A 13,050-nucleotide genomic window follows, 5' to 3' on the forward strand; every position below is an offset into this window, starting at 1 on the left:
TTATCCTCCGCGCCTGATTTCAGTATCATTTCGCACCAAGCCGCCCACGCGGACCATCGACCCGATCACACAGAGGCCCCCACCTTGGAAATCGAGCTCTCCGACCGCGTCCAGCGCATCCAGCCCTCCCCCACTCTCGCCGTCAGCGCCTTGGCCGCCCAGCTGCGATCGGAGGGTCGGGATATTGTCGGGCTGGGGGCCGGAGAGCCGGATTTCGATACCCCCGAGCATATCAAGCAGGCCGCAGTGGATGCGCTTGCCCGCGGAGAAACCAAGTACACTCCCGTCGACGGAACGGCCAGCCTGAAGGCCGCGATTATTCGGAAGTTTGATCGCGACAACGGCCTGACGTTCACCCCCGACCAGATCCTGGTTTCCTCCGGCGGCAAGCAGAGCATCTTCAACCTCTGCCAGGCCCTGCTGAATCCGGGTGACGAGGTCGTCATTCCTGCCCCCTACTGGGTCTCCTACCCTGACATTGCCCTGCTCGCAGGCGCTCGCCCGGTTGTCGTCAGTGCCGAGCAGGAGGCGGGGTTCCGCATCACCGGAAAACAACTGGAGGCCGCGATTACGCCGAACACGCGGCTCGTGTTTCTGAACAGTCCATCCAATCCGACGGGTGCAGCCTATACCGCAGACGAGCTGAACGATCTTGCCGATGTGCTTCGGCGCCACCCACGGGTGGTGATTGCGACCGACGACATGTATGAGCATATCCGCTTCGGGTCAGCCCCGTTCGTCAACATCGTGAATGTGGCCCCGGATCTCCTGGAGCGCACGGTGGTACTGAATGGTGTCTCCAAGGCCTATGCGATGACCGGCTGGCGCATCGGTTATGCCGCCGGGCCTAAGAACCTGATCGCCGCGATGAAGAAGATCCAGTCGCAAAGCACGTCCAACCCGACCTCCATCGCCCAGGCGGGTGCCGAGGCGGCACTGGAAGGTGATCAGGGCTGCGTGGTCGCCATGTGCTCCGCATTTGCTGAGCGTGCTCGCCACGTGGTGGACGGCCTTAACGCCATCGACGGCATTGACTGCCTGATGCCGGATGGCACCTTCTACTGCTTTCCCCGGGTTACGGGGCTAATGCAAGCGGCGGATATCGATACCGACGTTGCCCTGACCAAACAACTCCTGGACGAGGTCGGCGTGGCCCTGGTCCCGGGCAGCGCTTTTGGTGCCCCCGGTCATGTCCGCGTCTCCTTTGCCACCAGCGTTGACCAGCTGGACAAGGCCCTGGATCGCCTGCGCGAGTTCGCCGCTCGCCACCGGTAATGACCAGCGATGGGGGCATGAGGCCAGATTTTCCTTGACGCCCCTGCCCCGCCCGATTAGGATTTGCGCCCAATTCCCCGGTAGCTCAGTCGGTAGAGCGGGTGACTGTTAATCACTAGGTCGGCGGTTCGAGCCCGTCCCGGGGAGCCAGATACAAAGAAAGGCCAGATCAACGTGATCTGGCCTTTTTTTTGTGGCGACCAACAAGCCATCCGGCTAATCCGGGTCGTGGGCGATCGGTTCCAGAGATTTCAAATAGACGGCGATGGCGCGTCGATCTTCGTCGGTCAGGTGCGATGTACCGTGATCGATGACATCCGCCATACCACCGCCAGCGAAGTCACCATCCCGAGTCAGTCCCATCTCCAGATAACGCGCGATGTGGCGCTCGCCCCAGCGCCCGATACCGGTTTCCCGGTCCGGGGTGATGTTGCCGGCGACATCGTCATCCGGTAGCCGGGCACCCGCCCCAAGACGTTCCAGGTCGAGCCCGCCGGTGCGTGTACGTGGGGTATGGCACTCCATGCAGTGTCCCAGTGCCAGGGTCAGGTAGGCCCCGCGATTCCACTGCTCGGATTGATCCGGGTCCGGTTCGAAGGTACCGGGTTCGAAATGCAGCCACTTCCAACCCATCAGAGAGGGCCGGAACCGCGCAAACCACACCAGATCGTGCGGTGTGTTCTCCCGCGCCTCAGGCTCCACTTCAGACTGCAGGAAGGCCCATAACGCCTCCACGTCCTGCGGCTTCATCTTGGTGTAGGACGTGTATGGGAATGCCGGGTAATAATGCCGGCCATCCGGGCCACGGCCCTCGAGCATGGCGCGTTTGAAGTCCGCCTCCGACCAGCGGCCGATCCCGTATTCTTCATCAGGCGTGATATTGGGTCCGTAGAAGACACCGAATGGGCTTTCGATCGGGCGCCCACCGGCCAGAAACTCGCCATCTTGGGCGGTGTGGCAGGTGACACACCCCCCCGCTCGCAAGACATACTCACCATAGGCAATCTGTTCATCGCCACCCGCAGCGGGGTCATGCTCGCCAATGGACACATCGGCTTGTACCGAAGGCATCCATAAAAACAGGGCTGACAGCAAAGCTGTCAGCCCCTTGGGTTGCAGACCAAGCATGACTTAGTCGCGGCGGAAATCGTCGTGACAGGCCTGGCAGGACTGGCCAAGGTTGCGGAACCGGATGGCGTATTCGTCTTCGTCACCGGCCTCAACGGCCGCATGCAGGGTCTCGGCGGCCTCACGAGTGTCGTTCGAAAGCTCTACGAAACGGTCCCAGTTATCCCAGATTTCTTCTTTCGCATCGGTATCGGGGAAGTCGCTCCCTTCCGGAAACAGGCTGGGGATATCCTGGGTCAGCGCGACCAACTGACTGGTGTGCATCTTCAGGTTGTCGCCGAAATCGGCACCGTCCACGACGACGGCGGCAAAGGCACCCACGTTCCCACCAATGGCGCGCATGACACCCTGACGGTAATCGATGGTGGCCTCATGTTCATCGAATGCATGGACCGTGCTGCCCGCACTTAGACCAAGCGTCAGCGCGGCAGCGACAGAAGTGGCGGTAACGAGGCGTGCAATGTTCTTCATGGTGTTTCCTCCCTGTACTGATCCCAAAAAGCGAGCCCCCTCGCAGACGGCGACTCGGATATCCGACCTGACTATAGAGAGACGGTCCGCTTCTTGCCATGCAGAACCGTCATCACCACACCCGCTACGGGGGCTTATGTGATGGACCTCAAAAGCCCCCCGGTGTTCCCGTTCCAAAACGGTACAATCAGAACACCTCCACCTCCAGTTCACGATTCATGTCCCACGCCTCTGCCTGTTCGCCTGAAGAGACCCGACTCCGCGACGCGATCATCCATACAGGACTGGAGACGAACCGCCGCGGCTTGAACCAAGGCACCTCTGGCAACATCAGCGCCCGGCTTGGGGCCGGCATGCTGATCACGCCATCCGGCGTTCGCTACGAGGACCTGGAGCCCGACGACCTGGTGTATGTGGATGCGAATGGGCGCTGGCTGGACGGACGCAAGCCTTCCAGCGAGTGGCATTTCCATCGTGCGATCCTTCAGGCCCGGCCGGAACTTCACGCGGTGGTTCACGTGCATTCGGTTTATGCCAGTGTGGTCGCAATACAGGGCCGCGATATCCCTGCCCTGCACTATATGGTGGCCGCCGCCGGCGGAAACTCCATCCGTTGTGCACCCTATGCCACCTTCGGGACCGAGCACCTGTCGCAGCAAGCGGTCACGGCACTCGAAGGGCGCACGGCCTGCCTGCTGGCCAATCATGGGATGATTGCGGCTGGACCGTCGCTGGAACGGGCCTTGTGGCTCACCGAAGAAGTCGAACTGCTGGCGCAACAGTACGTGCTCAGCCTGCAGATCGGCGGACCGCAGCTCCTGGACGACGCGGAGATGGAACGAGTGGTGGAGAAGTTCAGGGACTACGGTCCCCGGCGCGGGGAATCATAGTGTTTTCCTAGAGACCCGCGGACTCGGCATCCACCACCGGCAGCGGTGCGGAACGCGGGGCGAAATCGGTCTGATCCCGGGTCTCGAGGTAGTGCTCCAGGGCCCAGGTGACCGAAGGGAACGCCAGATCCGTTGGCAAGTCATCGAACCGGAACAGGCCGACTTCCTCCGATTCCGGGCCCGGTGCAATGGCATCGGTTAGCAGCCGGGCACGGTAGATCATCTGGACATGCCCGATGTGCTGCACGCTGTAAACCCCGAGTAGCTGCTCGGTCTCCAGGTTCGCGCGGGCCTCTTCCCAGGCCTCGCGACGCGCACCCTGATCGGGCGTTTCACCCCGTTCCATGAAACCGGCCGGCAGGGTCCAGTAACCCTTCCGTGGTTCGATGGCGCGCCGACAGAGCAATACGCGGTCCTCCCAGATGGCCACGCTGCCGACGATGATTCGCGGATTCTCATAGTCGATGAAGCCACAATGGTCACAGACGCGCCGCTCGCGATCATCACCCTCGGGGACGAGGCGTTGAAATTGGGGGCTCAGGCCTGAAGGCTCGTGACTCATGACGGTACCGTAGGGGCAATAGGCAAGAAAAATCGCCGGTTTGTTGATGGATGGGAATTGAGTCCGGGCAACCGCGAACACGCACCACCCAGCGTGGTCCATAGTAAAGACCGATGCACCAAGGCCGTACAGAGGCTGACATGACCACACGCACACGCTTTACCATTGGTGAGCTCGTCCACCATACCAAGTTCGATTACCGTGGTGTGATCGTCGACGTCGACCCGGTATACGCCGGCTCCGACGAATGGTACGAGACCGTCGCGAAGAGTCGCCCACCCAAAGACCAGCCGTGGTATCACGTGCTGGTAGATGGCTATTCGCACAGCACCTACGTCGCCGAGCGTCACCTCGAAGCCGACACCCGTGGTGAGCAGATCGAGCACCCCACCCTGGGTCGTTTCTTCGATCGTTTCATGAACGGCCGCTATTTGCGCCACGGGGATCCGGGCGCCCACTAGCTTGGGCACCCATTGGCGTCGTGTCGCCTTAACTCAAACCACAGGGAAGACCATGGCACAGGACAACCGCCGCAGTCGCGTCGTCACCGAAGGCCCGCGCCGCACGCCTAACCGCGCCATGTTGCGCGCCGTCGGGTTTGGCGACGAGGATTTCCAGCGTCCGATCGTGGGCATCGCCAATGCGCACAGCACCATCACCCCCTGCAACATGGGGATTGGCGCCCTGGCCGAACGTGCAGAGCAAGCCGTGCGCCGTGCCGGCGGGATGCCACAGACCTTCGGCACCATCACGATCTCCGATGGCATCTCCATGGGCACCCCAGGCATGAAGTACTCGCTGGTGTCCCGTGAGGTCATTGCCGATGCCATCGAGACGGTGGTCAATGGCCAGAGCATGGACGGCATCCTGGCCACCGGAGGCTGTGACAAGAATATGCCCGGCGCGATGATCGCCCTGGCCCGTCTAAACGTGCCGGGCATCTTTGTCTATGGTGGCACCATCAAGCCCGGCCATTACAAGGATCAGGACCTGACGATCGTCAGCGCCTTCGAGGCCGTCGGCCAGCATGGCGCGGGGAAGCTTTCGGACGAGGATCTGCAGGGTGTCGAACGCAACGCCTGCCCAGGAGCGGGTTCCTGTGGCGGCATGTTTACCGCCAACACCATGTCCAGTGCCTTCGAGGCAATGGGTATGAGCCTGCCTGGTTCGTCCACGCAGGCGGCCGAAGACCCGGAAAAAGCGGAATCCGCCGCCCGATCGGCCGAAGTCCTGCTGGATGCCATCCACGCGAATCGTCGCCCCCGCGACATCCTGACCCGCGAGGCCTTCGAGAATGCCTTGGCCGTGGTCATGGCCGTGGGAGGCTCGACCAATGCCGTCCTCCACCTGCTGGCCATTGCGCATGCGGCCGAAGTCCCGCTCGACATCGACGACGTCGAACGCATCCGCCGCAAGGTCCCGGTGTTATGTGACCTGAAGCCCTCCGGACGTTATGTGACCACCCAGTTTCACCAAGTCGGCGGCACGCCCCAGGTGATGAAGATGTTGCTCACTGCCGGCCTTCTGCATGGGGGTTGTCTGACCATTAGCGGCCAGACCCTGGCCGAAACGCTGGCCGAGATCCCGGATGCCCCGCTCTCCGACCAGGACATCATCCGACCGCTGAACAATCCTTTGTACGCCCATGGCCACCTGGCCGTGCTCAAGGGGAATCTGGCCGAAGAGGGAGCGGTTGCCAAGATCACGGGACTCAAACGAACGGCGATCTCCGGCCCTGCCCGCTGCTTTGATTCCGAGGAGGAATGCCTGGATGCGATCCTTGCGGGCAAGATCCAGGCAGGTGACATCCTGGTGATTCGCTACGAGGGGCCACGGGGCGGACCTGGCATGCGCGAGATGCTCGCACCCACTGCCGCCATCATCGGGGCAGGCCTCGGCGATACCGTCGGTCTGATTACCGACGGGCGCTTTTCCGGGGGAACCTACGGCATGGTCGTCGGGCATGTCGCGCCCGAAGCCGCCGCGGGCGGGACCATTGCCCTGGTGCGCGATGGCGACACCATCGAGATCGACGCGAACGCCAATCGCCTTTCGCTGGAAGTCGACGAACGCGAGCTGGAGAGCCGCCGCGCCGCCTGGCAGGTCCCGGCACCCCGCTTCGATCGCGGGGTGCTGGGCAAGTATGCGCGAACGGTCGGATCCGCCAGTCGGGGTGCCGTAACCGACGACTTCACCTAATGCCCGAGAGACGCACAGGGCAATGACTCATCCCGACCCCCGCCATCCGGACTTCCGCATGATGCCACCGGTGATCGGCTTCCTGCTGATCACCAACGTCGCCCTGTTTCTGTCCATGCCCTGGCTGGGCGACTGGCTGATCAGCCATTTCGGACTGTGGCCTATTGGGACACCGGCCACTGTCCATCAGGATGGGGCGTGGATGCGGGTGCCCGATTTCCAGCTCTGGCAGCTGGTGTCGTACGGCTTTTTGCACGGCGGGACGATCCATCTGTTCGTGAATCTGTTCGCCGTCTGGATGCTGGGGGTTCAGATCGAAAACGCCTGGGGCTCGCGGACCTTCGCGACCTATTTCCTGCTCTGCGTGATTGGTGCCGGGCTGGTCCAACTGGTGGTGACGGCCTACGGCAACGGCGACATGATCTACCCCACCATTGGAGCTTCGGGCGGGGTCTTCGGCGTTTTGCTGGCATTCGGGATGATGTTTCCCAACCAGCGCTTGTTCCTGATCTTTCTGCCCATCCCGATCAAGGCGAAGTACTTCGTGATGGCGTATGGAGCCCTGGAGTTGTATCTGGGGATATCGGGCACCCTGGCCGGGATCGCCCACTTCGCCCACCTGGGTGGGATGGCCTTTGGCTTCCTGCTGATCCAGTACTGGCGTGGGCGCTTGCCGATTCGGCCGCGCGAGCGCCGCTTCTGGTGGTGAAGCCCGCTATTAGCCCGCCGTACGCGTGCGCAGATAGTCCGCGAAATCGTCTTTGAGTTCCGGGTGGTTAAGTGCGAACTCGACCGTCGCCTCCAGATAGCCCAGCTTGCTACCGCAATCGAATCGGCGGCCCGCGAAGTTGAAGGCAGTCACCCGTTCCAGTTCGAGCAAACGAGCAATGGCATCGGTCAGCTGGATCTCTCCGCCCGCACCCGGCTCCTGAGTGGCCAGCATCTCGAAAATCTTTGGCGTCAGGATATAACGCCCGACGACGGCCACGCTGGAAGGGGCTTCGGACGGTTCCGGCTTCTCCACAATCCCTTTCACGTCCCAGCTGCGCGGCCCGGTCTGAACCGGATCGATGATGCCGTACTGGTGGGTGCGATCTTCCGGGACCTCTTCGACGCCTAGCACGCTACAACCGTGTTGATTGTACTGCTCGACCATCTGGCGGGTGGCGCCCCCGTTGGTCGATTCAATCAAGTCGTCCGCCAGGATCACCGCGAAAGGCTCATTGCGCACAATAGGATGAGCGCAAGCGACGGCGTGCCCCAAACCCAGCGCATCCGACTGACGTACGTACACGCAAGTCACCCGCGGCGGCACGATATTGCGCACCTGTTCCAACAGCTCGGTCTTGCCGCGCTCCTCGAGTTCCATCTCCAACTCGTAGGCCTTGTCGAAATGATCCGGGATGGACCGCTTGTTGCGACCGGTTACGAACACGAGCGTCTCGATCCCCGCCGCAACGGCCTCCTCGGCCGCGTACTGGATCAGCGGCTTATCGACGACCGGAAGCATTTCCTTTGGATTCGCCTTGGTTGCAGGCAGAAAACGCGTACCCATCCCGGCAACGGGGAACACGGCGGTACGGATTGGGGCGTGATTCTGGCTCATTCAATCTCCGGGGCACTCAAGGAAAAAGCGATCAAGGGATCCTTAACCATAAACCCCCAGCCCATGCGTCCTGCCGGACCCATCGACCGGGGGCTGCAATCAGGCGGCCACGTGTGCCGCCGCGACTAGCTACTCGACAACGATACGGTCGAGATTCATCTCCACCGTGCGTTCGCCAATGCCGGATACCTCCGACAGCGCCTGCACCGAGGCAAAGTCACCATGCGCCTCGCGATGTTCCACGATCGCCTGTGCCTTGACCGGACCCACGTTGTCCAGCATGGACAGCTCGTCGGCGGATGCGGCATTCAGGTCGATGGGTTGCCCACCGGACGCGGTGAGCATCACCAACGGCAGTACGCAGAGTGCGGCCAGGGCCCAGCATTTGGCGCATTGAAAAATCGGTTTCATGAAAATCCTCCTTATCTTCGCTAAGTCATCGGTGCGTCCATGCACCAACGGCATCCTAGCGGGATCGATTCCATCCGAAAAGCCCCTGGACCCACAGGCGTTATCCGGCGGACCCCAGACGTGAGACGAAAGTCTCCATTGCGGCCGCCGGATCCGCAGCCCGGGTAATGGGCCGGCCGACCACGATTGCGCTGGCCCCGGCCGCAATCGCCCGCTCCGGGGTCATTACCCGTTTCTGGTCGTCGTCTCCGGCTCCTTCCAGTCGGATTCCGGGCGTCACCAGCAGGGCCTCGTCTCCCAGCTCCCGTCGTAAAGCGCTTGCCTCCTGGGCCGAGCACACCAGACCCTCAAGCCCGGCCTGCTTGACGGCCAACTCCCCCAACAGGCTGACCTGATCGGCGGGCGATCGGCTCACGCCTGTTTCGCGCAGGGTCTCGGAGTCGCTGGAGGTAAGCACGGTCACGGCGAGAAGCGCGGTGGTGTCATTCGTCTCACGCACAGCCTCATGGGCAACCCGCATCATCTCCAGGCCACCACTGGCGTGGACGTTGATCAGCCACACTCCTTTGCGTGCGGCCGCGCGACAGGCGGCGGCCACCGTGTTCGGGATATCGTGAAACTTCAGGTCCAGAAAAACCCGGAATCCCAGGTCATGCAGCCGCTGCACAAGGTCGGGGCCGGCGACCACAAAGAGCTCGAATCCCACCTTCAGCGCGCATTGCCGCGGGTCCAGCTGTCCAGCAAAACGCAGGGCGGCGTCCGCATCCGGAAAGTCGAGAGCTACGATCAAGCGGGTCGCAGGTTCCAGGGATGGGTTCATCAATTGGAGCTCCCTTCGCGGATGAGCGCCTCCTCGGCGGCCTCCGTCGTTTGATCAATGTCGAAATCCAGGCCGCGCAACGTGTCCCAACGACGACAGCTGGGGCACTGCCACACATGCGCCCGCCCCTGATAACCGCAGTTCACACACTGGTACAGGTGCTGACTACCCAGTTGGTCCGCCAATGCCTTTTCAAACGCCGAAAATTCGGCGCTGTATTGCTGCACCGCTGGAAGGATCTTCATCCAGCGTACCGCCTCGAGCAGGCCCGATGTCGGGACCGGACGCTGCGACAGGATCATACCCAGTTCGGCCAGTGCCGCATCCAGGCGACCGGTGCGGCGGTAAAGTCGCATCAACGCAATACGGGCCATGGTGATACCACGGGCCCGTGCAAGCTCGTCCAAAAGCTCTTCCAATTGACCGAGGCGATTCTCGCCCGGGAGTGCCTGGTGAAGCCGCTCCAGGCGCGGCACCAGCAAAGGAGCCAACTGCGGGGTCCGAGCCACCGCATCGCGCCCGAAACGGATTGCCTCTCGAACCTCGTCCCGCCGTGCAGCGATCTCCGACTGGATTAACAGTGCCCGCGACAGACCGGGAACCAGGGCCTCTGCCTGCGCGGCCCGTGACCGGGCCGCGTCCCAATCCTCTTTCTCCAGCGCGATCTGTGCGAGCTCGCAATGATAGTGAGCAATCCGCTGTTGCTCATGCGGAACGCCATGAGCCTTTAGACGATCCCCTACCTCAATCGCCCTTTCCCACTCCCTTTGCGTTTCGTACACCTGCCGCAACCCTTCCAGAGCGGCGACCGCCTGGTGGGGAGAGTCGGCCAGCTCTCGGAAAACTGCCTCCGCCCGGTCAAGCACTCCGGCAAGAAGGAAATCCTCTCCCAACTCACACAGGGCTTGGGCACGTTGGGATGCCGGCAAGGTGGGGCGAGCAACGAGGTTTTGATGAATCCGTATGGCGCGGTCGACTTCTCCCCGGCGCCGAAACAACCGGCCCAGAATGACGTGCGTCTCGAAGGTCTCGTGATCCACCTCCACCATCTCGATGAAGGCCTGCAGGGCATCATCGGTACGATCATCCAGCAGGTGCCGCACCCCTTCCAGATAGCGGTCCAGCGAAGGTTCCGGTTCCTCACGGTCTTCCGGGACGCCATAGCGCGCCAGCCACCAACCGCTTGCGGCCGCGATGGGGAGCAGCAGCCAAAACCAGTCGTCAATCATGGGGTGGGGAATTCCCGGGTGCGAGCAACACGATGAGTGTGACCACGGATCGCATGCAGCAACGCGCGACTAGTAGAAGTCCCGCATGGGAGCGGTACGCAGTTGTTCCACCTCAACCTTGAGGGCGTGGTTTTGTTCACGCAGCTGGGCAATCTTCTGCCGCAGGCGACGCAGACGCAGCCAAAGGATCAGCGAAGCAATGGCGACCCCGAACAGGGCCGAGATACCAAGCAGCACCACCAAGGGTGCCTCGATGCGGACACCCGGCAGGGCCAGTGTGACCAGCTCTTCATTCAGTACAACGAGGATGCCCACCGCCGAAGAAATCACGATGAGCGCGGCAAAAGCCACGATATTGCGGATCTGCTGACGACGACGATCGTCCATCGACGGTCGCCTAATCGTTTCCGTCTGCCGAACCGTTTACCCGTTCACGCAGTTCCTTGCCGGGCTTGAAATGAGGGACATGTTTGCCGGGCAGGGCCACGCCCTCTCCCGTTTTCGGATTGCGTCCCAGCCGCGGGGGCCGGAAATGCAGGGAAAAACTACCGAAGCCACGGATCTCCACCCGTTGACCATTGGCCAAGGCATGACTCATCCGTTCGAGTAATGCCTTCACCGACATCTCGACATCCCTGGCAGGCAGGTGCGGCGATTTACGGGCGAGGTTCTCGATCAATTCCGATTTGGTCATCTGGCACTCGTCACAGACTAGGAAATTATCCGGTTTCCCGGTACAAAATGGCCCACGACACCCCGCGGCGTCGTGGGCCTGATCAGAGCGGGCTTTAGTCGTTCTTGCCCATCTGTTCCTTCAGCAGATCGCCCAGGGTCGTACCACCACCCGCGTTGCTGCCGTAGTCGGAGACCATTTCGGCTTCCTCGGCACGATCCTTCGCCTTAATCGAAAGGCTGATGGCACGGGTCTTCTTGTCGACACCCATGAACTTCGCCTCGACCGTCTCGCCGACCTTCAGCACGGTGCTGGCATCTTCCACACGGTCCTGGGAGATATCCGACGCACGCAGGATGCCGTCGATCCCATCGGCCAGCTCGATCACGGCGGCCTTGGCGTCCACTTCCTTGACGGTACCGGACACGATACTGCCCTTGCTGTGTTCCGCCACGAAGTTGGCAAACGGGTCACGATCCAGCTGCTTCAGGCCCAGGGAGATGCGCTCACGCTCGGGATCCACGGACAGGACCACCGCCTCGACCTCGTCGCCCTTCTTGAAGTTGCGGATCGCCTCTTCACCGGCTTCATGCCAGGACAGGTCGGACAGATGAATCAGGCCATCGATGCCGCCGTCCAGGCCGACAAACACACCGAAGTCGGTGATGGACTTGATCTGGCCATGGACCTTCTCGCCACGATTGTGGTTGGCTGCGAAGTCGTCCCACGGGTTGGACTGGCACTGTTTCATGCCCAGCGAGATGCGGCGACGCTCTTCGTCCAGGTCCAGGATCATGACCTCGACCTCGTCGCCGATTGCCACCATCTTGCCCGGATTCACGTTCTTGTTGGTCCAGTCCATCTCGGACACGTGCACCAGGCCTTCCACGCCGTCTTCGATTTCTACGAAGCAGCCGTAGTCGGTGATGTTGGTGACCTTGCCGAAGATGCGGGTGCCGGTCGGATAACGGCGGGTGATGTTCTCCCACGGATCCTCGCCCAGCTGCTTCAGGCCCAGCGATACGCGCATGCGCTCGCGGTCAAACTTCAGCACCTTGACTTCGACTTCCTGGCCGATCTCGACCACGTCGGACGGATGCTTCACACGCTTCCAGGCCATATCCGTAATGTGCAGCAGGCCGTCGATACCGCCCAGATCCAGGAACGCACCGTAGTCGGTGAGGTTCTTGACGATGCCCTTGACCTGCGCGCCTTCCTGCAGATTCTTCAGCAGTTCTTCGCGTTCGGCGCTGTATTCCTGCTCGACCACGGCGCGACGCGACACGACCACGTTATTGCGGCGACGGTCGAGCTTGATGAGCTTGAATTCCAGCTCTTTGCCTTCCAGATACGCGGTATCGCGCACCGGGCGGACATCCACGAGCGAACCCGGAAGGAATGCACGAATGTCACCCAGCTCGACGGTGTAGCCGCCCTTGACCTTGCCGGAGATCTTGCCGGTGACGTACTGCTCTTCTTCCATGGCCCCTTCAAGACGGTCCCAGGCCTTGGCCCGCTTGGCCTTCTCGCGCGACATGCGCGTCTCGCCGAAACCGTCTTCCGGGGTCTCGAGAGCCACTTCGACGACATCGCCGACCTTGACCTCGAGCTCACCCTCGTCGTTCATGAACTGCTCGGTGGGAATGACCCCCTCGGATTTCAAGCCGGCGTTCACCACGACGACTTCCGGGGTGACCTCAATGACGGTAGCACTGAGGATGGCACCCGGCTGCATCTGGGTGTAGGCCATGCTCTCTTCGAGCAGTTGCGCGAAACTTTCACTCAT

General features: G+C 61.9%; 15 protein-coding genes and 1 tRNA gene. 6 read left to right on the top strand and 10 right to left on the bottom strand.

Annotation, left to right across the window (positions count from 1 at the left end; genetic code table 11):
* Nucleotides 1-84: 84 nt before the first annotated feature.
* Complete coding sequence (locus D002_RS0101295) at nucleotides 85-1,275, top strand: pyridoxal phosphate-dependent aminotransferase (RefSeq protein WP_018140108.1); 1,191 nt, start codon at nucleotides 85-87, stop codon at nucleotides 1,273-1,275.
* A gap of 74 nt (nucleotides 1,276-1,349) precedes the next feature.
* A tRNA-Asn gene (locus D002_RS0101300) sits at nucleotides 1,350-1,425 on the top strand.
* Nucleotides 1,426-1,491: 66 nt separating this feature from the next.
* Here D002_RS0101300 and D002_RS0101305 read toward each other — a convergent pair.
* A complete protein-coding gene (locus D002_RS0101305; protein ID WP_018140109.1) occupies nucleotides 1,492-2,346 on the bottom strand; it encodes a cytochrome c in 855 nt (284 codons plus the stop codon).
* A 60-nt stretch (nucleotides 2,347-2,406) separates the two neighbouring features.
* Entirely contained in the window at nucleotides 2,407-2,874 is a 468-nt protein-coding gene (locus D002_RS0101310; protein WP_018140110.1) for a cytochrome c, read from the bottom strand.
* A gap of 218 nt (nucleotides 2,875-3,092) precedes the next feature.
* On the opposite strand from D002_RS0101310, the gene D002_RS0101315 reads away from it, so the two are divergent.
* Nucleotides 3,093-3,764 (top strand): L-fuculose-phosphate aldolase, encoded by a 672-nt coding sequence (locus tag D002_RS0101315; RefSeq protein WP_018140111.1) that lies wholly within the window; start codon nucleotides 3,093-3,095, stop codon nucleotides 3,762-3,764.
* A 7-nt stretch (nucleotides 3,765-3,771) separates the two neighbouring features.
* Here the strand turns inward: D002_RS0101315 and D002_RS0101320 are convergent, their stop codons facing one another.
* Nucleotides 3,772-4,326 carry an NUDIX domain-containing protein gene (locus D002_RS0101320; protein ID WP_018140112.1) on the bottom strand — a complete coding sequence of 185 codons (555 nt, stop codon included), beginning with the start codon at nucleotides 4,324-4,326 and terminating at the stop codon, nucleotides 3,772-3,774.
* A gap of 140 nt (nucleotides 4,327-4,466) precedes the next feature.
* On the opposite strand from D002_RS0101320, the gene hspQ reads away from it, so the two are divergent.
* The 3 genes from hspQ to D002_RS0101335 are packed head-to-tail and all read left to right on the top strand — an operon-like array spanning nucleotide 4,467 to nucleotide 7,234.
* On the top strand, nucleotides 4,467-4,787 hold the full coding sequence (hspQ, locus tag D002_RS0101325) for a heat shock protein HspQ (protein WP_018140113.1): 321 nt from the start codon (nucleotides 4,467-4,469) through the stop codon (nucleotides 4,785-4,787).
* A gap of 52 nt (nucleotides 4,788-4,839) precedes the next feature.
* The gene (gene ilvD, locus D002_RS0101330; RefSeq protein ID WP_018140114.1) at nucleotides 4,840-6,525 is read left to right on the top strand and encodes a dihydroxy-acid dehydratase; all 1,686 of its coding nucleotides are present in this window, start codon (nucleotides 4,840-4,842) and stop codon (nucleotides 6,523-6,525) included.
* 22 nt (nucleotides 6,526-6,547) lie between these two features.
* Complete coding sequence (locus D002_RS0101335; protein ID WP_018874920.1) at nucleotides 6,548-7,234, top strand: rhomboid family intramembrane serine protease; 687 nt, start codon at nucleotides 6,548-6,550, stop codon at nucleotides 7,232-7,234.
* Nucleotides 7,235-7,243: 9 nt separating this feature from the next.
* Here the strand turns inward: D002_RS0101335 and galU are convergent, their stop codons facing one another.
* The 7 genes from galU to rpsA form a co-directional block, all read right to left on the bottom strand.
* On the bottom strand, nucleotides 7,244-8,131 hold the full coding sequence (gene galU, locus D002_RS0101340; RefSeq protein WP_018140116.1) for a UTP--glucose-1-phosphate uridylyltransferase GalU: 888 nt from the start codon (nucleotides 8,129-8,131) through the stop codon (nucleotides 7,244-7,246).
* Nucleotides 8,132-8,260: 129 nt separating this feature from the next.
* A complete protein-coding gene (locus D002_RS0101345) occupies nucleotides 8,261-8,542 on the bottom strand; it encodes a helix-hairpin-helix domain-containing protein (RefSeq protein ID WP_018140117.1) in 282 nt (93 codons plus the stop codon).
* Nucleotides 8,543-8,642: 100 nt separating this feature from the next.
* A complete protein-coding gene (pyrF, locus tag D002_RS0101350; protein ID WP_018140118.1) occupies nucleotides 8,643-9,362 on the bottom strand; it encodes an orotidine-5'-phosphate decarboxylase in 720 nt (239 codons plus the stop codon).
* Entirely contained in the window at nucleotides 9,362-10,591 is a 1,230-nt protein-coding gene (locus D002_RS0101355; protein WP_018140119.1) for a tetratricopeptide repeat protein, read from the bottom strand. The genes pyrF and D002_RS0101355 overlap by 1 nt, the downstream gene beginning before the upstream one ends.
* 69 nt (nucleotides 10,592-10,660) lie before the next feature.
* Nucleotides 10,661-10,978, bottom strand: coding sequence for a lipopolysaccharide assembly protein LapA domain-containing protein (locus D002_RS0101360; protein WP_018140120.1), 318 nt, complete (start codon nucleotides 10,976-10,978; stop codon nucleotides 10,661-10,663).
* Nucleotides 10,979-10,988: 10 nt separating this feature from the next.
* The gene (locus tag D002_RS0101365; RefSeq protein WP_018140121.1) at nucleotides 10,989-11,285 is read right to left on the bottom strand and encodes an integration host factor subunit beta; all 297 of its coding nucleotides are present in this window, start codon (nucleotides 11,283-11,285) and stop codon (nucleotides 10,989-10,991) included.
* A 94-nt stretch (nucleotides 11,286-11,379) separates the two neighbouring features.
* On the bottom strand, nucleotides 11,380-13,050 hold the full coding sequence (rpsA, locus tag D002_RS0101370) for a 30S ribosomal protein S1 (RefSeq protein WP_018140122.1): 1,671 nt from the start codon (nucleotides 13,048-13,050) through the stop codon (nucleotides 11,380-11,382).

The sequence above is a fragment of the Thioalkalivibrio sp. ALJ7 genome, assembly GCF_000376865.1.
Lineage (GTDB): Bacteria > Pseudomonadota > Gammaproteobacteria > Ectothiorhodospirales > Ectothiorhodospiraceae > Thioalkalivibrio.

Bases quoted from the DNA above. Each gene is read 5' to 3' on its own strand.
- ilvD (WP_018140114.1), top strand. From the start codon at position 4,840: ATGGCACAGGACAACCGCCGCAGTCGCGTCGTCACCGAAGGCCCGCGC.
- rpsA (WP_018140122.1), bottom strand. From the start codon at position 13,050: ATGAGTGAAAGTTTCGCGCAACTGCTCGAAGAGAGCATGGCCTACACC.
- D002_RS0101345 (WP_018140117.1), bottom strand. From the start codon at position 8,542: ATGAAACCGATTTTTCAATGCGCCAAATGCTGGGCCCTGGCCGCACTC.
- hspQ (WP_018140113.1), top strand. From the start codon at position 4,467: ATGACCACACGCACACGCTTTACCATTGGTGAGCTCGTCCACCATACC.
- galU (WP_018140116.1), bottom strand. From the start codon at position 8,131: ATGAGCCAGAATCACGCCCCAATCCGTACCGCCGTGTTCCCCGTTGCC.
- D002_RS0101310 (WP_018140110.1), bottom strand. From the start codon at position 2,874: ATGAAGAACATTGCACGCCTCGTTACCGCCACTTCTGTCGCTGCCGCG.
- D002_RS0101365 (WP_018140121.1), bottom strand. From the start codon at position 11,285: ATGACCAAATCGGAATTGATCGAGAACCTCGCCCGTAAATCGCCGCAC.
- D002_RS0101360 (WP_018140120.1), bottom strand. From the start codon at position 10,978: ATGGACGATCGTCGTCGTCAGCAGATCCGCAATATCGTGGCTTTTGCC.
- D002_RS0101355 (WP_018140119.1), bottom strand. From the start codon at position 10,591: ATGATTGACGACTGGTTTTGGCTGCTGCTCCCCATCGCGGCCGCAAGC.
- pyrF (WP_018140118.1), bottom strand. From the start codon at position 9,362: ATGAACCCATCCCTGGAACCTGCGACCCGCTTGATCGTAGCTCTCGAC.
- D002_RS0101335 (WP_018874920.1), top strand. From the start codon at position 6,548: ATGACTCATCCCGACCCCCGCCATCCGGACTTCCGCATGATGCCACCG.
- D002_RS0101320 (WP_018140112.1), bottom strand. From the start codon at position 4,326: ATGAGTCACGAGCCTTCAGGCCTGAGCCCCCAATTTCAACGCCTCGTC.
- D002_RS0101305 (WP_018140109.1), bottom strand. From the start codon at position 2,346: ATGCCTTCGGTACAAGCCGATGTGTCCATTGGCGAGCATGACCCCGCT.
- D002_RS0101315 (WP_018140111.1), top strand. From the start codon at position 3,093: ATGTCCCACGCCTCTGCCTGTTCGCCTGAAGAGACCCGACTCCGCGAC.